Source organism: Nostoc sp. UIC 10630, assembly GCF_010747425.1.
Classification (GTDB): Bacteria; Cyanobacteriota; Cyanobacteriia; order Cyanobacteriales; family Nostocaceae; genus Nostoc.
Genome location: NZ_JAAGOG010000056.1, coordinates 1 through 19174, shown reverse-complemented (window position 1 = coordinate 19174; position 19174 = coordinate 1). Strand labels below are relative to the sequence as shown.

The 19174-nt window shown below is 42.7% G+C and carries 16 protein-coding genes; 9 read left to right on the top strand and 7 right to left on the bottom strand.

What is annotated here, in order from left to right; genetic code table 11:
- Positions 1-2: 2 nt before the first annotated feature.
- Positions 3-1013 carry a metal ABC transporter substrate-binding protein gene (locus G1O98_RS15450; RefSeq protein ID WP_163929625.1) on the bottom strand — a complete coding sequence of 337 codons (1011 nt, stop codon included), beginning with the start codon at positions 1011-1013 and terminating at the stop codon, positions 3-5.
- A gap of 311 nt (positions 1014-1324) precedes the next feature.
- Between G1O98_RS15450 and G1O98_RS15445 the strand changes: the two genes are divergently transcribed.
- The gene (locus tag G1O98_RS15445) at positions 1325-2926 is read left to right on the top strand and encodes an iron uptake porin (RefSeq protein WP_163929609.1); all 1602 of its coding nucleotides are present in this window, start codon (positions 1325-1327) and stop codon (positions 2924-2926) included.
- Positions 2927-3027: 101 nt separating this feature from the next.
- Here the strand turns inward: G1O98_RS15445 and G1O98_RS15440 are convergent, their stop codons facing one another.
- A complete protein-coding gene (locus tag G1O98_RS15440) occupies positions 3028-4251 on the bottom strand; it encodes a DUF6745 domain-containing protein (RefSeq protein ID WP_163929608.1) in 1224 nt (407 codons plus the stop codon).
- The gene (locus G1O98_RS15435) at positions 4238-4531 is read right to left on the bottom strand and encodes a hypothetical protein (protein WP_163929607.1); all 294 of its coding nucleotides are present in this window, start codon (positions 4529-4531) and stop codon (positions 4238-4240) included. Before G1O98_RS15435 ends, G1O98_RS15440 begins: the two co-directional genes overlap by 14 nt.
- A 175-nt stretch (positions 4532-4706) precedes the next feature.
- On the opposite strand from G1O98_RS15435, the gene G1O98_RS15430 reads away from it, so the two are divergent.
- From G1O98_RS15430 to G1O98_RS15415, 4 genes are all read left to right on the top strand, one after another.
- The gene (locus G1O98_RS15430; protein ID WP_163929606.1) at positions 4707-5705 is read left to right on the top strand and encodes an aldo/keto reductase; all 999 of its coding nucleotides are present in this window, start codon (positions 4707-4709) and stop codon (positions 5703-5705) included.
- Between the two features lie 87 nt (positions 5706-5792).
- The gene (locus tag G1O98_RS15425; RefSeq protein WP_228058268.1) at positions 5793-6899 is read left to right on the top strand and encodes an aliphatic sulfonate ABC transporter substrate-binding protein; all 1107 of its coding nucleotides are present in this window, start codon (positions 5793-5795) and stop codon (positions 6897-6899) included.
- Positions 6900-7254: 355 nt separating this feature from the next.
- Positions 7255-9135 (top strand): ABC transporter ATP-binding protein, encoded by a 1881-nt coding sequence (locus tag G1O98_RS15420; RefSeq protein WP_163929605.1) that lies wholly within the window; start codon positions 7255-7257, stop codon positions 9133-9135.
- Between the two features lie 71 nt (positions 9136-9206).
- Entirely contained in the window at positions 9207-9677 is a 471-nt protein-coding gene (locus tag G1O98_RS15415; RefSeq protein WP_163929604.1) for a GAF domain-containing protein, read from the top strand.
- A gap of 46 nt (positions 9678-9723) precedes the next feature.
- Here the strand turns inward: G1O98_RS15415 and G1O98_RS15410 are convergent, their stop codons facing one another.
- Complete coding sequence (locus G1O98_RS15410; protein ID WP_163929603.1) at positions 9724-10770, bottom strand: sulfonate ABC transporter substrate-binding protein; 1047 nt, start codon at positions 10768-10770, stop codon at positions 9724-9726.
- 371 nt (positions 10771-11141) lie between these two features.
- Positions 11142-11897, bottom strand: coding sequence for a dienelactone hydrolase family protein (locus G1O98_RS15405; protein ID WP_163929602.1), 756 nt, complete (start codon positions 11895-11897; stop codon positions 11142-11144).
- Between the two features lie 351 nt (positions 11898-12248).
- Here G1O98_RS15405 and G1O98_RS15400 point away from each other — a divergent pair, with 351 nt between their 5' ends.
- The 4 genes from G1O98_RS15400 (at position 12249) to G1O98_RS15385 (ending at position 16294) form a co-directional block, all read left to right on the top strand.
- Complete coding sequence (locus G1O98_RS15400; protein WP_163929601.1) at positions 12249-12626, top strand: VOC family protein; 378 nt, start codon at positions 12249-12251, stop codon at positions 12624-12626.
- Between the two features lie 333 nt (positions 12627-12959).
- A complete protein-coding gene (locus G1O98_RS15395) occupies positions 12960-13418 on the top strand; it encodes a M67 family metallopeptidase (protein WP_163929600.1) in 459 nt (152 codons plus the stop codon).
- 142 nt (positions 13419-13560) lie between these two features.
- Positions 13561-14733: a molybdopterin-synthase adenylyltransferase MoeB gene (moeB, locus tag G1O98_RS15390; RefSeq protein WP_163929599.1), complete on the top strand. Its 1173-nt coding sequence runs from the start codon at positions 13561-13563 to the stop codon at positions 14731-14733.
- A gap of 361 nt (positions 14734-15094) precedes the next feature.
- Positions 15095-16294, top strand: a complete 1200-nt coding sequence (locus G1O98_RS15385) for an SLC45 family MFS transporter (protein WP_163929598.1) — start codon at positions 15095-15097, stop codon at positions 16292-16294.
- A 45-nt stretch (positions 16295-16339) separates the two neighbouring features.
- On the opposite strand, the gene ftsH4 is transcribed toward G1O98_RS15385, so the two are convergent.
- Entirely contained in the window at positions 16340-18205 is a 1866-nt protein-coding gene (gene ftsH4 / locus G1O98_RS15380; RefSeq protein WP_163929597.1) for an ATP-dependent zinc metalloprotease FtsH, read from the bottom strand.
- Between the two features lie 90 nt (positions 18206-18295).
- Complete coding sequence (locus G1O98_RS15375) at positions 18296-18481, bottom strand: DUF2949 domain-containing protein (RefSeq protein WP_114080862.1); 186 nt, start codon at positions 18479-18481, stop codon at positions 18296-18298.
- Positions 18482-19174: the final 693 nt, after the last annotated feature.

The window sequence follows — 19174 nt, the reverse complement described above, 5'->3', positions numbered from 1 at the left end:
ACCTATTTACACGAAGTTTCCAAAATTTGTAAGTTAGCTTTCATTGCCTTGAAATAATGCTGCGGATCTGTTTCGCCAGTTTCCAGTGAATCCAGAGAACGCAAAGTTAATTTCAAGTCTTTTGAGAGGCTACTTAGGAGTTTATTATCTACTCCTGGTTCACTAAATAAAGCTTTAACTTTGTACTTTTTAACAGCATTGACGGCATTTTGCACATCAGTTGGTGAAAGTTGATCTTCGGGAATTTGCACCACAGCAACTTGCTTGAGGTTATAGCGTTTGGCTAAATAGGGAAACGCATCATGAAAGGTAATAAAGGTGCAACTAGGAGTTTTTTGTAAAGTCTGTTGAAATTCATTATTTAAACTTTCTAATTCTTTAATATAAGCCGCAGCATTTGCTTCATAAGTAGCTTTATTTGCCGGGTCAGCAGCAATTAATCCATCCCTAATATTAGTTACCTGTTGTTTTGCCAAAACTGGATCTAACCAAACATGAGGATTACCTTGGGCGTGTTCGTGGTCTTCTTTCTCCTTCGCTGTTTTTACAACGGGTGAAATTTCATTTAAGGGTTTAATACCTTTGCTGGCATCAATTTCAGCTAGTTTGGTATTTTCGGCATTTTTAACAGTATTTTCCAGAAACTCCTCTAAACCTAAACCATTTTTTACTAACACATTCGCAGTTGCGATCGCTTTGACATTTTCTGGTGTCGCTTGGTATTCATGTACCTCCGTACCAGGCGGCACTAGAATTTCTACATCTGCGACATTCCCAGCTACTGCCTTAGTAAACAAATATATCGGCAAAAATGTCGTCACAACTTTAGTTTTTCCTAACTGCGCTACTGGGGTAGATGCAGTCGCCTGTGCTTGCGGTGACTGTTCAGGTATTGTTCCCTGATTCGGATTCGATTGTCCACAGCCAGCAATCATCGACAACATTAGTAGAGTCATTATGGACAAGATGCCGCTTCTTTGTCTTCCTATGATCAGCCCTTTGCCATTGAGCATCACGGTGTTTTCCTCCTCAAAATGGATGCAAGTCTATAAGACTTATTCTAAATTTTAGGCCATAATAATTCTCATTCTCATTCCCAATACATAATATCATTCTCAGTTTCCTGTGTAATGAGTAACAACAAAACTTTGTCAGATGGTACAGTCCTCTGCAATTTAGTTTTCCTTGAATAATTAGGATTTCTTGACTTTTTTTGTTAAAAAGGTTGTCTATTTCTGATAATATTACTGACAAATATTTGCATGAAATACACGTTAAAAAAACGTGCTTTGGGTGTGAATTGAAGATCAGTGTGAGGAGAAAAATGCAAAATTTCTGTAAATATCTGCTAGTTAGTCCAGCAGTCTGCTGTGCAATGCTATTTGTGAATACTGCTGCATTTGCAGGTGAAACATCCGCTACGTCTGAAATCAATCAACCGCAAGTTTTAACTAGTCCAGACACAAACACTCAGATAACAGGGCAAGTTACTTCCGTATCTCAATTTTCTGATGTACAACCTACTGACTGGGCATTCCAAGCATTGCAGTCGTTGGTTGAGCGCTATGGCTGTATTGCAGGATACCCAAATAGTACTTATCGCGGTAATCGCGCATTAACGCGATATGAGTTTGCTGCTGGTTTGAATGCTTGTCTCGATCGCGTTAACGAACTTATTGCTACAGCCACAGGCGATTTAGTTAACAAACAAGATTTAGCAACATTACAAAAGCTGCAAGAAGATTTTTCAGCAGAACTGGCGACACTCCGAGGTCGTGTAGATGCAGTAGAAGCTAAAACTGCTGAATTGGAGGCGAATCAGTTCTCAACCACAACCAAACTGCAAGGACAAGTTGTTGCTGTCGTTAGCGATGTTTTGTCAGGAAATACAGTTAACGGTGCAGAAATTACAGACGAAAATACAACTTTAGGGGTTAGGGCGCGGATAGAACTTGTGACCAGCTTCACAGGGAAAGATACGCTGTTCACCAGAATCCAGGCTAATAATATTCTCAGCCCTAATATTGGTACGCCAGAGGGTAACTTATTCTTTGCTGGCGAGGATGGTACTACTAATGCTGCGATAGATGCACTCCTCTACAGATTTCCCTTGGGTGAAAAAACAGAAGTTGTTGCGATCGCTAACGCAGGTGCAGCAGATGATATTACCAGTACTGTTAATCTCTTTGATGGTGATGGTGCTTTTGGTGCTTTATCCACCTTTGGTACACGCAACCCAATTTATGGCCAAATGAATGGTGCGGGGTTGGGAGTAACGCACGAGTTCAGTGATAAATTGGCACTGAGTTTAGGGTATTTGAGTGGTACAGCTAATGACCCTACACCCAATAATGGTTTGTTTAATGGATCTTACGGTGCGTTGGCACAGTTGACAGTTAAACCAAGCGATCGCATTACTATTGGTTTAACTTACATTAATTCTTACAACCAGCCACTACTCACAGGTAGCAATGCAGCAACTCTTGCGCCCTTAGATATAGATGACAATGGTACGTTAGATTCCCGATTTTCCAGTAATTCTTATGGTGTCCAAGCATCCATCGGCATCACTGATAAGATAGTCTTGGGTGGTTGGGCTGGATACACCAACAGCCGTACCTTGACTGGAAACCGTGGAGAAGTTGATATTTGGAACTATGCCGTTACCCTCGGCTTCCCTGACCTCGGTAAAGAAGGAAGTTTGGCTGGTATTATTGCCGGTGTGGAACCTAGATTAACAAGTTCTAATATCGCAGGATTAGATACAGATCCCGATACATCCTATCATCTTGAGGCGTTCTACCAGTATAAGCTGAGTGACAATATCACTATTACACCAGGAGTTATCTGGCTAACATCCCCAGATCATAATGATAACAACGATGATGTTGTGATTGGCGCACTGAGAACCACATTCAGTTTCTAATTTTTAAAACTCCAAAGAAGACGCAAATTTATTTTTTGCGTCTTTTATTTTGTGTTTAATCTCAAAAATAATACCCAATAAAAATACTGGGCTAGATAAACTCAGGTTTGCACAGCAAATTCTTCTTGATCTATTCCCCAATTTACCCAGCGAATCGCTTCACGCGCTGAGTTTATATTTGGTGGAACTCGCAAGGCATGAATAAAGCTTGTGCTAGGGCAAGTCATTTTTAATAAATAAATTGGTTCTTCATCAACATCGGCATCAATTTTTAATAGTGTATATTCAGCCCAAGTATCTAATTCAATAGCTTGTAGTTCTTGGCAGATTCTAGTGTAACCAATACCCTGAATTAACACTCGGCGTAGTTCGGCGTTTTCCTCTCTCAAAAGCCATTCAGCTTGCCATTGCTGCGGGTGAATCTTACCGTATTTTTCAGGTAAAGTTACACCGTGGTGGGAGTAGAGGCTATATCCATCAGTAAATTCAATGGCGGGTTCGCCTTCAGCGTGGAGGCGATTTTCATTGTCGAAGCGTAGGTGAAGGGGACGATCGCAGATAATTGCTACTTTTTCAAAAGCAAAAATCCAGCCACATTCTGTAATTAATGATTGATAGGACTGGAATCTTTTGACATCATAATCAAAATTTAAAGCCCTAAAATAAAAATCATGTACACTAGCCTCTATCGTTCTTCTATTTGGTTGCCAGCATTGAAAATAAATGTTCTCTATATAAGATTCTAAACGTTTTTTTAGAGAAACCCATAATTGCTGTCCAATACGATTTTCTACTTGTCTCCAGGGTTTATTTAGTAATTCTTCATTAATTTTGATAAGCAATTCGGACATGAGACATCCATAGAATAGTCTATATCCATCATCCCAACCATCGCTATCTAGTTTCCAATAAAGACAATCGTATGTTGTAATATCTGCTATCCCCTGAAATATTGGCGAATTTATTAAGTTATTATAAAAATTTATTTGTTTTCCTAGAATTTCTGGTGGGGGCTGATAAGATTGTTGTTGCTTTTTTATTCTAATTCTAAATAATTTATCTAATTTAATAATATTTGAAAAATCAAATTTTCGTCTTAATTCGTCACTTTTATCCAGAAATATCTGACTGAAAGCAGCATAGGGACTAGCACAAAAAATAATCTCAGGTACTTCAAAGCCAAAGGCAGCATAAGCAACTTTTAAGGCTTCAGAGGCTTTTGCACGATCAATCCGCTCAGTTGAAAGCGCGATCGCTCTCCACTTTTCCCGATAAACTGGAATCAAAGCCTCTTGCTCAGGCGTTAAATTTTCAATCAGCGACATATCGCCAACCTTCAGGCTCGTATTCCCGCTGAATTTTCACCATCCAGTCACCTTGGGGAATAGAAATAGCTTTATGCTCCTCATGGGTAAGTAATGCCGACTCTGAAAACACACGCAAATAGAGTGTGCTATCTTTTTCGTATAATTCTGCGTTTCCCTCAGTAATGCGATGCTTATGCCCTGTAACTTCGCCTTCTGCCAAAGTTAAGTGAGGTATTTTTTGTCCTTCAATTTGCTGCACAGGCAGTAAAATTACATCACCTTGACGAATTGGTTGCATAGTTTTGCTTTCTTGACACAGCTACAAACCCCACTTCGCTTTTGCTCTCAAGTTTGATTTAATTTTGGCACAAGCTATATGAAAGTGGGAATTGGGCATTGCTCAATAAATAGTTCTTCTTCCCTTCCTTCCCCATTCCCCATTCCCAATTCCCAATTCCCCATTCTCCATTCCCATGACTTTAGCAACCACCAATCTTGGAAAAACTGGATTAATTGTTTCCCGCCTTTGTCTCGGCACCATGACCTTTGGATTGCAGACTGACGAAGAAACTTCTAGGGACATTCTCGACACCGCAGCCGATGGCGGAATTAACTTTTTGGATACAGCTGATGTTTATCCACTTGGCGGCGGGCTTGCCACTGCTGGGCGTACCGAAGAAATCGTTGGGCGCTGGCTCAAAGGCAAACGCGAACATTTTATCTTAGCTACCAAGTGCGTCGGCCGGGTTGGCCCTGCACCTTGGGATCAGGGTGCTTCGCGCAAACATATTTTAGATGCGATCGATGCTTCCCTACGACGTTTGGGAACCGACTATATCGACCTGTACCAATTGCACTCCGACGATGCTTCCACCCCCCTCGATGAAACCCTGGAAGCCCTGGACGCGGTAGTTCGTGCTGGTAAGGTACGCTACATCGGAGTTTCCAACTTCTTAGCCTACCGACTCGCCCGCGCTTTGGGTCGCGCCGAAACGCGCAATCTAACCAAGTTCGTCTCAATTCAGCCCCGCTACAACCTGTTGTTCCGCGAAATTGAGCGAGAACTATTGCCCCTAGCCAAAGAAGAAGGACTGGGTGTAATTTCCTACAATCCCTTGGCGGGTGGTCTGCTCACGGGGAAACATATTCTCGCTCAAGGCCCCACTTCCGGTACACGTTTTACGTTAGGTGCTGCCGCAGAACGTTATCAAGAACGCTATTGGCACGATCGCGAGTTCGATACTGTAGAGGAATTACGCACAGTCGCGGATCTCGCCGGATTGTCACTCACCACCCTAGCAGTAGCTTGGGTTTTATCTAATCCCATTATTACTGCCCCCATCATCGGCGCTAGTCGCCCACAACAACTTGCTGACAACCTCAAGGCAGTGGAAGTAAAACTCGACGACAGTTTGAAACAAAAGTTAGATGACTTAACCGCCGAATACCGAAGGGGAGATTCTCTTCGTTAGTTTTAACTGATTTTCATAATTACGAATTGGTATTAGTCGCTTGCAAACTGGAAGATTTAAGCATATTAACGCCCAGAGTTTTTGGAAATGACAACCAAAATTCCTTCAAATCAGAAATATCTCATGGATAAAATAGCTAGCATTAAACGCCGTCGTTTTCTCCATTTCGCTACTTCAGGGCTATGCGGCTTTTCTATGGCATATCTGTTAGGGAGTTGTAGCGATCAAAGCGAACAGTCTTCTTTGCTAAACAGTACTAATGCCAGTGAAACTTCCCTTGGAATAAAAACGAAAGTTCTCCGCATGGGATATCAAAGTGCGGGGGATCTCTTCAGAAATCGGAAAGTTTTAGAGAAACGCTTGGAACCGTTGGGGATTAAGGTGGAATGGGCACAATTTGTCCAAGGGCCCCAACTTATGGAAGGGATGGCTGCAAAAAAAGTTGATGTGGGATCTGTGGGAGAAACACCACCAATTTTTGCACAAGTGGCTGGGTCAGAACTTGTTTATGTAGTCGGTACACAAAGAAACCAAAGGACAGGGACAAGTAGTGTTATTGCCGTTCCACCGGAATCTCCCCTTCAGAAGTTTGAGGATATTAAGGGTCAAGAAGTTTACTTTCAAAAAGGCTCGGCATCGCATTACTTTATTATCAGAGCCTTGCAATCAATCGGCTTGACTCTCAAAGATATTAAAATCAGAAGTCTTCCCACAATCGAGGCACGGGCTGCTTTCCTCGAAGGTAAAATTCCCGTTTGGATGACAGGAGATCCCCACTATGCGATCGCCCAAAAGATGGGTCGAATTCGAGTCCTCAAAGATTCTGTTGGGCTAGATTCTCCTGGTGCTTACTATATTGCTGACAGAAAGTTTGCCGAAGAAAACCTTGGTTTGCTAAAAATTATCATTGAGGAGCTTAATAAGCTCGATAAGTGGGCAGAGGCAAATCGAGGTGAAGTTGCCAAATTGATGATTTCTGAACAAAAGCTCGATCCAGATGTGGTAGAAATAGCGATGTCTCGTCGCACTTTTGTAGGACGTAGAGGACTTAGCCCTACGCTGATAAAAGAACAACAACGTGTAGCGGATTTATTTTTTGATGAGGGTGTAATACCAAAGAAAATCAACATTCAAGATGCGTTACTTCCGCCTGATATCTATACTGCAATTACCCCACCAGAAATTATGATCTAGTGATGTACAGTAGGGAGCAAGCTTGAAATTCTTTTGGTAGTTTTTATCATTCATTTATGTCTTAACTTATCTGATAGCTACTATAAGTATTGCTAAAAGACACACATCGAGCTTGTAATTTTCATAATAGTGAATGGGCAAAATATCCGTCCCAAAAAAAACTTTTTTTCTAGCTAATGTGCAAATTTAATGTCCAAAAGTTTATTAATTAAACGAGTAAGTAAGTCAGCTACAACCAAACAGCAAAAGTTTTTAAACAGTGCTGCCAGAAGTCCTTAATACCACCGGACGGCTTATATAGTCGTCCATTTTTATCTTGCAGAACAGCCAAAATGATGCTAGTGGATCGACCTTCATGACGAAAAAGACCAGACAATTCAAACCCTTTCAACGTGCTGCTGATGCACCAAACCTACCATCAACTCCATTCAGGTTCATTTTGTATTTCGTTAACCAGTTTCGCTGGTGGTATGTGTTAATGGTGAGCCTGGAGATGGTACACGCAACCTGTGGCGTTATGTTGCCTTATGCCATTGGTGAGATCATCCGAGGTGTGACGAAATCAACGGGCGACAGCCAGCCCATTTTTGATGCCATGAGGCAACCCCTGATGCTGTTCATCGCCTTGAGTGTGGGTGAAGTAATATTCGGGCGTTCGGCTGGACTCTTGCAAACTATCCTCCATCCAATCCACCGACAACATATTGTGCGATCGCTATATGCCTACTTGCAACACCATTCGCATCGCTATATGAGCAGCAGTTTTTCCGGGGCATTAGCACATCGGATTAGCGAAACTTCTCTGGGTGTTACTCAGACGATGCAAATGTTAATTACTGAATTTATGGCAGTAATTGTTGTGTATATTGTTGCCACGATGTTACTGTATCGCGCTTATCCTCCCCTGGCTGCACTCGTGGGCGTGTGGGCAGTTCTTTTCATCACTATTTCGTTCTGGCTGGCAACTCGCTGCCGAATTTACTCTCGGAAAGCCGCAGCCGCAAGAAGTGAGACAACTGGCATCATTGTAGATACAGTAACAAATCTTACCAGTAGCCGATTGTTTGCTCGTTTGGGTTTTGAACGACGTTATTTGAATGAGCAATTAAGCCGCGAACTCAAACAGGTGAGAAAGTCCAACTGGTATTCGGAGCGAATTCGCTGGTTTCAGTTCATCTCGGCAGCCATTCTGAAAATCAGCACCCTGTATTACTCGCTCTTTCTCTGGAGTCAAGGGAAGATCGCTACTGCTGATTTCGTCGTCGCAACTAGCCTGTCGCTATTGATCATCATTGAAGCCCGGAATTTGAGCCGCCGCTTTCTGGAATTTTTTGAACATATCGGCAATGTTGCCAATGGTGTCTTTACCATCGTTCAACCCCACGAGTTGGTTGATCGCGATCGCGCGATCGCACACCCAATTACCCAAGGTAAGATTGAGTTTCGCCGGGTGAATTTCAATTACTCTGATGAAAAGAAAGTTTTCAACAACCTTTCTGTCACCATCCAAGCGGGACAGCGTATCGGATTGGTAGGTTTCTCTGGTTCGGGAAAATCCAGCTTTGTCAATCTAATTCTGCGTTTATTCGACCCCCAATCTGGACAGATTATTATTGATGGGGTCGATATTCGAGACATGACTCAGGATGCCCTACACGCTCAAATCAGCTTGATTCCCCAAGATCCATCTCTGTTCCATCGCACTTTGCTAGAAAATATTCGTTACGGACGCTTAGATGCAACCGATGAGGAAGTGTTCGAGGCGGCGCGAAAGGCTAATGCTCACGATTTCATCATCCAAAGTCAGGATGGTTATAATTCTCTGGTGGGTGAACGTGGTGTCAAGTTATCTGGAGGACAGAGACAACGTATTGCGATCGCACGAGTAATTCTCAAAGACGCGCCGATCCTGATTTTAGATGAAGCCACCTCTAGCCTCGATTCAATCACCGAAAAAGCGATCCAAGATACCCTCGACTTAGCAATGAATGGGAAAACGGTCATTGTGGTGGCTCATCGACTATCTACCATCGTCCATCTAGACCGGATTTTGGTGTTCGATAAAGGTCGCATTATTGAAGATGGTTCCCACGCTAAACTACTGGCACTTGGCGGTGCTTATCACAGGTTATGGAAAATGCAAGCAGGTGGATTTATCCCAGAAAATCCTGGCGAGGAACGCATACATGAGGTTCGCAGTGGCACAGATAACGTTCAAAAGGGAATGATCGCTTGACATTTGCCGCTACTTGAGGTTCAATTCCAGATTTAATTCAGGAATTGTGCGGGAAAGAGTCTATAAAACTTATGACTTCAGATATCAAACCCATTTTTGATACCCTGGCTGATGAGGAATCTGCCATCGACTGGAATCGTTTGTTGGTCGAAATCCTGACCGTTTTCGACTGCTCTACAGGTACTATCCATACCCTAGATTGGGAAAGCCAGTTATTGCACCTAAAGGCTTACCAAAGCATTCCAGAATTTCTGTTGCCTAAAATGACGGTAATTCCTATCGGCAAAGGGATGGCTGGTGTCGCCGCCGAACGTAAGCAACCCGTACAGATTTGCAACCTGCAAACTGACGAACAGGGGGTGGCCAAACCCTCAGCAAAAGAAACTAAGGTAAAAGGCTCCATCACAGTGCCACTTATGCTAAATGGCAGATTGTATGGAACCTTGGGTATTGCCAAGTCGGTTTCTTATGAATTCACTTCCAAAGAGGAAGAGATATTAATGGAGATTGGAGAGGCCATTAGCCGGAAAATCGTCAGTTAACAGGATTAGCAACTTTGCTAAACTGATTTAACTGACGTTCTTGGCACTATTTCTGACTAATGGTTTCTGGTGTGATGGCTGCATATTGTTCGCTACTCAGCATCGCTTCCTTGATATTGATTGGTTTAGGAATCACTTTTTCTGTGGCAAACAAATCTGCAATTTTCTGTTGATTTTCCATGATTTCTGGCGTAATGGGTCTTAAGCCATAAGCTCGCCTTCCAATCATTGTTGCTAAAATATCTTCATCAATTTTGAGATGGGGAATAGTCAGCTTTACAACTTCTGCTCGGTTTTTTTCACCCCATTGACCTGTGTTATCTACCTCTTCAAGAACCAATCGTACTAATTTCGGGTTTTCTGTGGCAAATTTTCGCGCAGCCATGTAATATCCGCCCTGAGTAGAAATGCCACTAGCATCTCTCAAAACCCGAGCATTTGCCTTTTTTTGTGCTACAGCTAAATAAGGGTCCCAAGTTACCCAGGCATCTATTTTTCCTTGAATAAAAGCATCACGGGCTTCTGAAGGAGGGAGGCTAATGGCTTGAATATCACTATATTTCAAACCAGCCTCTTCTAAAGCTTTTATTAATAAGTAATGGGAAGCAGAACCTTTTTGAAAAACTACTTTCTTACCTTTGAGATCAGCTAAAGTGCGAATTGACGAATTATTTTGGACGATAATTCCACTTCCTTTACCTGTGCTGGGTTTATTACTAGCAACATATACTAAAGATGTACCAGCAGCTTGGGCAAATATCGGTGGGGTTTCGCCTACAGAACCAATATCAACCCTACCTACATTCATTGCTTCCATCAGTTGCGGCCCTGCGGCAAATTGCGCCCATTCGACGGAGACACCTAAAGGCTGTAAACGCTTTTCTATCAATCCTTTAAGTCTGACCAGATCCCCAGAGCTTTGATATCCCATACGGACAGTTTTAGTTTTAAAGCCAGTGGTTTCATTCCCTACATTTGGGGTTGTGACTGAACAACTAATTAAGGTGGTTGAGATTGTTAATAATCCAGGTAATAGTAATAGTGAAAAACGCTGACAAATATTAACTCGTGACTGTTTGAAGGCGGTAATCATGGACGTGATACTTTGTTTTTATTTTGCTAATAGTTACCGATGTTCAGTAGGGTAACATCTGTACATTGGTGTCAACTTAAATGCCAACCCTTTTAAAACTTCATTTCCAGCCAGAGGCTAGAAATACTCCTCATTGGTTGGGCATTCTGAAACGAGACTAAACACCTATGGCATCTGTTCGCCTCTACTGCGTATTGCTCTTAATGTAAGTTCAATGAAACTCTTCTAGACTCGAACTAAAGTTCAAATTTCTCTCCGATTCGAAGAGGGGCGGTTTTGTGTGGTAAAGCCTTTTATAAGCCTTTTTATTTAGATTGTTAGGCGAACACCACATAAACCGTCAAACATTACATTACTCTTAACCCAAAGATTTAGACTTTTTGAAGCTGAAGGTTCTTTTGGAAAAGTTCTTGAACGTTTTTCCAAGCATCGGCAGCAGCTTCGGCATTGTAGCTAGGGCGATGGTTGCAGAAAAAGCCATGTCCTGCACCAGAATAGCGAAATATAGCATGAGGAATCTGATTTTTCTTCAATTCAGCCTCAATCTGTTCCGTTTGTTCTAAGGGGATTCCCTGATCGTCAAGGCCAAAGAAGGCGTAAATGGGGCCTTTGATATCAGGAGTGCGGGTGATGGTTGGTTCTCCACCACCGGGAGTTGAGTTGGGAATACCGCCACCATAGAAGGAAGCTGTAACTTTAATATCTGGTAAAGTGGCAGCTAGATAAACTACGTGACCACCAAAGCAGAAACCAATGGAGCCGATCGCATCTCCTTGCACATTTGGTAAGGTTTTTAGATAGGCGATCGCAGCCTTAATATCACTCAATATTTCCTCGGCTGTTGTCTGTTCCTTATACCCTCTTCCTTGCTGGACATATTCAGGGGTATATCCACCCTCAAAACCGGGAGCGGTGCGTTGAAATAAAGTCGGTGCGATCGCAACATAGCCTTCTTTGGCAAATTTCTCAGCAACTTCTCGAATGTGAATGTTAACCCCAAAAATTTCCTGAATCACAATAACGGCTGGGAAGCTTCCCTTTTGTGCAGGTTCAGCTAAGTAAGCATCAATTTGCAAATCCCCGTTAGGAACTTTAACTTGAGTGGTGCGAATTTCTGTGTTTGTCATCTTAGGGATTAGCCTGTAATTACTTTGAGAACGAAATGTTTTGTGGTAAGTTTTGTACAAAAATACTTAAACTTTACCGATTTACCGTAGTTTATAGAGTAGTATTTCACAAACAATGTCCAAAGGCAAGTCCCAATACTTGTCGGGTTTTGAGGAAAAGGGAAAAGAAAAAACCTTTAACCTTTACCCTTTAACCTTTAACCTTTTCCCCAAACCCAATTCCGAGTTAAAAATGCAAAACCCGAGCAGTATTGAGGCAAGTCCTTATTTAAGAAGGAAATAGCTTACGGGAATAGGGAATAACTTTTTTCTGTCCCCTAAATTCTGAGATATCCCAACAGGAGAATGAAAATGGCGCTCAAAGCAGTTCATCATATTCAGGCAACTTATCCTCAAGAGGTAGAAGATGCAATGCTATCTTTCTACAGCAGAATTTTGGGATTGACTGAAATTCCCAGACCTGATGCGGTCAAAAACGATTCAGGAGCCTGGTATCAGGTGGGAAACATTGAATTGCACGTTAGTAGAGAGAAAAACGCCAATAACCAAGTATCTAGAAGACATTTTTGTTTCCAAGTCGATGACTTGAACACCTTTGAGAAACACCTAAAAGAATATGGAGTAGAAATTATTCCCGATCAACGACCACTACCAGGATGCGTGCGGTTTTTCCTCCGCGATCCCGGTGGGAATCGTATAGAGATCGCAGAGTTCGTCAAGAGTACTTAAAAAGTATATTCTTTACATTTTGATTGTCTAAGAATATGCACAAAGCAGCACCAACATCCCGAATCCTGATAAAAAATACTTAATATTGAAAAGAGCGATCGCTCTTTTCAAAACAAAACCAGTAACTAATCTGTTACGCAAATAAGATTGCACATCAACTGGTGAGGTTGTCCTTTGTCCTTGGTAAACACAAATGACTAATGACTAATGACTAATGACTAATGACTAATGACGGTCTACACGGAAAATACAATATGTAGCGCGTTAGCTTAGTGAGGTATTGTATTCAAACAAGAATCCCTAGCTAGCAACTAAAAAATTATAAACGCAGAGATGATCAGACTTAGCCCAGAACACTTGCAAACTATCCGCGCCCATGCCGAAAGCACCTATCCAGAGGAGTGTTGCGGTATAATCTTAGGCTATTTGGCTAGTGAGGGCAAAATTGTAGTAGAAGTCATGCCAACAGAAAATGCCTGGAATACAGAAGCGGGTGCTGAGTTTTCAGGGGAACGCACAGCAGAGAGTAAAAGACGGCAATATGCGATTGCACCCGAAGTTATGCTAAAAACCCAAAAGGAAGCACGTAATCGCTCACTGAACATCGTCGGCATTTTTCATTCCCACCCAGATCATCCTGCTATCCCTTCAGAATGCGATCGCTTATATGCTTGGCAAGGATACTCGTATATAATAGTTACCGTCCAAAACGGTAAAGCTGGAGAACTTAAAAGCTGGAGCCTTGACGATCGTCATCAATTCCAAGCAGAGACAATTGAAAATTTAAAATAACTGGCTTAGTTCAAAGACAGTCACTCGTAGCGGTTTTAGCCGCCAACACGGATAGAAAATTCATCTTCCCCACTCCCTATCTCCATAAGAGATACAGTTTTTCGATAGGATTAATATTCCGCTCTCCCAGATCATAACTGCTATGCTCAATCCCAATCTGGACGAAATCCAGTTGACCAAAGACGATTACGAACGCTACTCCCGACACCTGATTTTACCGGAAGTAGGACTAGAAGGACAGAAACGCCTGAAAGCCGCCAGTGTACAGTGTATCGGTACAGGTGGACTAGGTTCACCACTACTTTTATATCTGGCGGCGGCGGGTATTGGACGCATTGGGATTGTCGATTTCGATGTTGTTGATACTTCCAATCTGCAACGCCAAGTCATCCACGGGACATCTTGGGTGGGTAAACCCAAGATTGAATCGGCAAAAAACCGCATTCACGAGATTAACCCCTATTGTCAGGTTGATTTATATGAAACTCGCCTGACTTCCGAAAATGCTCTGGAAATCCTTGAACCTTACGATATCGTCGTAGATGGGACTGATAACTTCCCCACTAGATATCTAGTTAACGATGCTTGCGTATTGCTGAATAAGCCCAACGTCTACGGTTCAATTTTACGCTTTGAAGGGCAAGCCACTGTATTTAACTACCAAGGTGGGCCAAATTATCGTGACCTTTTCCCAGAACCACCACCACCAGGAATGGTTCCCTCTTGTGCCGAAGGTGGCGTACTCGGTATTTTGCCAGGAATTATCGGTTTAATCCAAGCAACCGAAACTGTCAAAATCATTCTGGGACAAGGTAATACTCTAAGTGGACGATTGCTGCTATACAACGCCTTAGATATGAAATTTCGGGAGTTGAAACTGCGTCCTAACCCGATTCGCCCAGTGATTGAAAAGCTGGTAGACTACGAAGAATTCTGCGGGATTCCACAAGCTAAGGCAGAGGAGGCAAAACAGCAGTTGGAAAGTCAAGAAATGACTGTTAAGGATTTGAAGGAATTGCTGGATAGCGGTGCAAAGGATTTTGTACTACTGGATGTCCGCAACCCCAATGAGTACGATATTGCCAAGATTCCTGGTTCAGTGTTAGTACCCTTACCAGACATTGAAAATGGCAATGGCGTTGCGAAGGTAAAGGAAATATTGAACGGACACCGCTTAATTGCTCATTGTAAGATGGGCGGGCGATCAGCAAAAGCCCTCGCCATCCTTAAGGAAGCTGGGATTGTCGGGACAAATGTCAAAGGCGGAATTACCGCTTGGAGTCGAGAAATCGATCCTTCAGTTCCAGAATATTAATAAGAGAGGCAGGAGGCAAGAGGCAGGAGAAATACTGCTTTGCCTCCGTTCTCTTTTACACCATGAGCAGAGCTAGTTTGCGCTTTAAGTCTTCCATTCCCTTATCTCTTGATCGCTTTTTTGGAATTAAAAGTTAAAAATTAAGAAAAAGAATAGTTTTTAATTAATTAATTTTGGTACAAAGCCAACAATAATATATAACGCAGTGTTAGCGAGTCCACGTACTCCTTCCCTACGGGACGCTGCGCTAATGGAGAAGCAAACTACCCGCAGCGTCTGTCTGCGACACGCTCCGCGAACGTAGAGAGCGTTTTGGAATTTTTAATTAATAATTTTTAATTTTTAATTGGAGCGAAGCGACTTGACTACCTCAAAATCTCATCTCAATATTTTATGGGTGCAAGTTTGGGTGTTAGCAGTAGTGCAGGGAGCAATTACTCTCACCTGGTTAATTTATAATATATATTTGCCACAACTTTTGACTCAGTTTGGTTTTCCCGCCTCGCTGGCAGTTGCTTTGGTATTAGTCGAAAATGCCTTTGGTGCGGTGCTAGAACCATTGATGGGTGGACTTTCAGACCAAGCTAGACGCTGGGTAGGGACTCGATTTCCCTTCATCTCAGTAGGTATGATTTTGGCATCGGCTTTGTTTATTGCCATACCATGCGTTGTGAGTTTGATTCCACCTACTACTGTAATGCGATCACTCTTACCTATAGCATTGGTAGCCTGGGCATTAGCAATGACAATATTTCGTTCTCCAGCGATGTGCCTCCTGGGGATGTATTCTACACCAGCCCAGTTACCTTTAGCAGTAAGTGTTATAACTTTGGCAGGTGGTGTAATTGGGGCTTTTAGACCGATAAGCTACAAGTTTATCCTGAGCTTAGGGCCAGTTTATACTTTTGCGATCGGTTCTTTCGTCATGCTAGGGGCGGCGGCTGTGTTGCGATTAGTCAATCCTCCAGAAGCAGTAGTGGATAGACACCAAATAGAAGTAGTAAAGTTGCCGTTACAAAAATTGGCTTTGATTTTAGTAACTGGTTTTGGTGTAGCGTGGGGTATTAGATTTCTCTTTGATGTTTTGGGTAAAGTACTCAAGACCCAACTGAATACTGATAATATTGATGTGCTTATGGTGTGGATCGGATTAGCGATCGCAATTGCCAGCATACCAGCAGGAATCTTCGCCGTCAAAATTGGTAATCGTCAAGCCATGCTTTGTGGGATCTGTGCAATCATTCCTTCGTTAGTAATAATGATATCTGTGGGCGCACAAATCCCGATAATTCTATTAATCGTTGCTAGCTTTAGTTTAATTGTCAATGGCGCAATTCCTTTTGCTCTAGGACTAGTACCTCCTCGGTGGGCGGGATTAGGAATTGGGACGTATTTTGGTGGATTCGCTTTAGCAATGAGTTTGTTTGGTGTCATCTTTCCCAAGTTACAAGCAATAACACCTTTTGTTGGTGCAGTTGGAGGTGCATTGGCATTTTTGGTTGCTGGTGTTTGCATTGCGGTAAGTGGCATTTTTGAAACGCAGAGGAACGCAGAGGTTTAACGCAGAGGGACGCAAAGTTATCTTCTGCGTCCCTCCATGTATGAATTACGAATTACCTACGGGTTTAACTTGACTCAACAAATCGTGCAGTTTTTCGCCTTCAATGACTTCTGTTTCTAAGAGTTGAGTAGCGATCGCTTCTAGCAAGTCTCGATTCTGTCTAAGAATCTCTAGGGCTTGTTCGTGGGCTGTTTCCACGATTTCCTTGACTTCGCTATCAATAGCTTTTGATGTGTCTTCACTCACCGCCCGCCGAGGATTAGCCCCGCCATTACCCAAAAACATCGATTGTTGTCCTTGTTGGTAAGCTAATGGCCCTAAGACTTTGCTCATACCATAAGATGTTACCATCCGTTCTGCCAAGTCAGTTGCTCGTTGCAAATCGTTGGAAGCACCTGTTGTAATACTGTTAAACACAATCTCTTCGGCGGAACGTCCACCTAACAGAGTTGCAATCTGACCCCGCAATTCCTCTTCATTCATCAAAAAGCGGTCTTCAGTTGGTAATTGCAGAGTGTAGCCCAAGGCAGCCATCCCACGGGGAATAATCGAAATCTTTTCTACCCGACCGTTTCCTGTGGTTAGCGCCCCGACCATTGCGTGACCAACTTCATGGTATGCAACAATCTTTTTCTCAGTCTCGTTCATGACGCGACTCTTTTTCTCTAAGCCGGCGACTACCCGTTCAATTGCTTCGGCGAAGTCTTCTTGAGCAACACTTTCACGCAGATTACGAGCTGCTAATAATGCGGCTTCATTTACCAAGTTTGCTAAATCTGCGCCAGCAAAACCAGGAGTACGAGTAGCGATCGCTTTTAAATTTACATCATCTCCTAATTTTACCTTTTGAGCGTGAATCTTGAGAATTGCTTCCCGACCAGATAAATCGGGACGGTCTACCAACACTTGGCGGTCAAAGCGACCTGGACGCAGCAATGCAGAGTCAAGGCTTTCAGGGCGGTTGGTCGCTGCTAGGACAATCACCGTTGCATCACCAGCCGCAAACCCGTCCATCTCCGTTAGTAACTGGTTGAGAGTCTGTTCTCGCTCATCGTTACCACCGTAGAAGCCGTTACTGCTACGAGACTTACCGATCGCATCTAATTCATCAATGAATATAATACAAGGAGCCTGTTTCTTTGCCTGCTCAAACAAGTCCCGCACTCTGGAAGAACCCACGCCGACAAACAATTCTACAAACTCGGAACCAGAGATGCTGAAGAATGGAACACCTGCTTCTCCTGCTACGGCTTTCGCTAAAAGTGTCTTACCAGTACCAGGAGGGCCAACTAACAACACACCTTTAGGAATTCTCGCGCCAATTTGCGTAAACCGTGCTGGAGTCTTGAGGAAATCTACAATTTCTACTAACTCAGTTTTTGCTTCTTCTACGCCAGCCACATCTGCAAAGGTGATTTTAGCTGATTCGCCTTCAACGTAAACCTTAGCTTTGCTCTTACCAATGGAAAGCGCACCTTGAGGACCACCGCCGCCACCACGTGACAGAAAGAATTGCCAAATACCAATAAAAATCAGTGGTGGAATCACCCAACTTAAGAGGGTTGTAAACCAAGTATTTTTGGGTGGAGGTGTAGCAGCGAACTCAACTCCCTTTTCTTCTAGCAGTTTGGGTAACTCTAAATCAAAAATTGGTGTAGTTGCAAACACCGGGCCCGGCTCGCCATTTTCTGTTTTTAGTTCGTAGAGAATCTGGTTTTGACCAACAGAAACGCGATTAACTTCCCCTTCTTGTACTTGATGAATAAATAGGCTGTAAGGAACACCAGTAGGGCCAGAAGCAAATAAACCAGGCAAAAATAGATTTAAGAGCAGGAATATTCCTGATACTGCCAGTAAGATATTAGCAATAATCCGAAACCGAGGTGATTTAGGTTGTTCTTTAATTGCCATAGATGTTGTTACCAATCCTTAAGAATGAAAACTGTTGAGAATGTAACTTTATAGTAGAGTCTCTTTTTAAGTCCATATAATTGAAGCAGCTTATACTGTTTCCAACCAATCAAAAATTTGAGCTAACTGATCCAGTGTTACCAATCCATATTGCCAGAGGGTCATAGCCAGGAAGTTGGGGGTCTGCTCACAATGTCGCAAAGCCAGAGAAATTGCTCCACCAGAAATACCCAACTCTTCTTCTAAAAAATGCACCAATTGATCTGTAGCTTTCATCGCAATGTTAAACAATGTTAAATAAGTTTTATTTCTGAGAGAGTTTGACTTGTGTGATGCAATGTCCAGGTTGCATTGCAAAGTTGTTCAATTTGTCTTAGATCCTTAAGGATACTACCTATTTTCATAATTTCTCCTGTTTAGCAATGTCGTAGCATTTTTTTATTTATGTAACTAAACTTAACAATTAAATTAATCTTTGGGAACTAACAAGCAAATACGGTTTACCGTACTCAAAGGCTTAACACCAATGGAAATGAGAAAATTTAATGAACAGAACGCCGTTCAAGAAGACGCAGAGATTGTGAGAAGCGAAGAGAAATCCCCAGCCTCCTCTTCCATATCCTGACTTTTCATGTTATGTGGAAAAGTCCACCAAAAACCTAACCCTCTAACCCCCTTCCCGACGCGGGAAGGCTACGGTGTACAGACAAATCATCTGATCCCCCTAAATCCCCCTTAAAAAGGGGGACTTGAAGAAATTTCCCCCCTTTTTAAGGGGGGTTAGGGGGGATCGAAACACTGTTAGACAACTTTATAAGACTTGTGTGTACACCGTAGCCCTTTCTAAGGGGGGTAATTTAACTTGTGTTTACACTGTGGCTACGGTGTACACACAAATCATCTGATCCCCCTAAATCCCCCTTAAAAAGGGGGACTTGAAGAAATTTCCCCCCTTTTTAAGGGGGGTTA

What these genes read in the sequence shown, in the direction of transcription:
- G1O98_RS15415 (WP_163929604.1), top strand. Translation starts at nt 9,207, where the DNA reads ATGACTTCAGATATCAAACCCATTTTTGATACCCTGGCTGATGAGGAA.
- G1O98_RS15445 (WP_163929609.1), top strand. Translation starts at nt 1,325, where the DNA reads ATGCAAAATTTCTGTAAATATCTGCTAGTTAGTCCAGCAGTCTGCTGT.
- G1O98_RS15420 (WP_163929605.1), top strand. Translation starts at nt 7,255, where the DNA reads ATGACGAAAAAGACCAGACAATTCAAACCCTTTCAACGTGCTGCTGAT.
- moeB (WP_163929599.1), top strand. Translation starts at nt 13,561, where the DNA reads ATGCTCAATCCCAATCTGGACGAAATCCAGTTGACCAAAGACGATTAC.
- G1O98_RS15425 (WP_228058268.1), top strand. Translation starts at nt 5,793, where the DNA reads ATGACAACCAAAATTCCTTCAAATCAGAAATATCTCATGGATAAAATA.
- G1O98_RS15405 (WP_163929602.1), bottom strand. Translation starts at nt 11,897, where the DNA reads ATGACAAACACAGAAATTCGCACCACTCAAGTTAAAGTTCCTAACGGG.
- G1O98_RS15430 (WP_163929606.1), top strand. Translation starts at nt 4,707, where the DNA reads ATGACTTTAGCAACCACCAATCTTGGAAAAACTGGATTAATTGTTTCC.
- G1O98_RS15410 (WP_163929603.1), bottom strand. Translation starts at nt 10,770, where the DNA reads ATGATTACCGCCTTCAAACAGTCACGAGTTAATATTTGTCAGCGTTTT.
- G1O98_RS15450 (WP_163929625.1), bottom strand. Translation starts at nt 1,013, where the DNA reads ATGCTCAATGGCAAAGGGCTGATCATAGGAAGACAAAGAAGCGGCATC.
- G1O98_RS15400 (WP_163929601.1), top strand. Translation starts at nt 12,249, where the DNA reads ATGGCGCTCAAAGCAGTTCATCATATTCAGGCAACTTATCCTCAAGAG.
- G1O98_RS15395 (WP_163929600.1), top strand. Translation starts at nt 12,960, where the DNA reads ATGATCAGACTTAGCCCAGAACACTTGCAAACTATCCGCGCCCATGCC.
- ftsH4 (WP_163929597.1), bottom strand. Translation starts at nt 18,205, where the DNA reads ATGGCAATTAAAGAACAACCTAAATCACCTCGGTTTCGGATTATTGCT.
- G1O98_RS15435 (WP_163929607.1), bottom strand. Translation starts at nt 4,531, where the DNA reads ATGCAACCAATTCGTCAAGGTGATGTAATTTTACTGCCTGTGCAGCAA.
- G1O98_RS15440 (WP_163929608.1), bottom strand. Translation starts at nt 4,251, where the DNA reads ATGTCGCTGATTGAAAATTTAACGCCTGAGCAAGAGGCTTTGATTCCA.
- G1O98_RS15375 (WP_114080862.1), bottom strand. Translation starts at nt 18,481, where the DNA reads ATGAAAGCTACAGATCAATTGGTGCATTTTTTAGAAGAAGAGTTGGGT.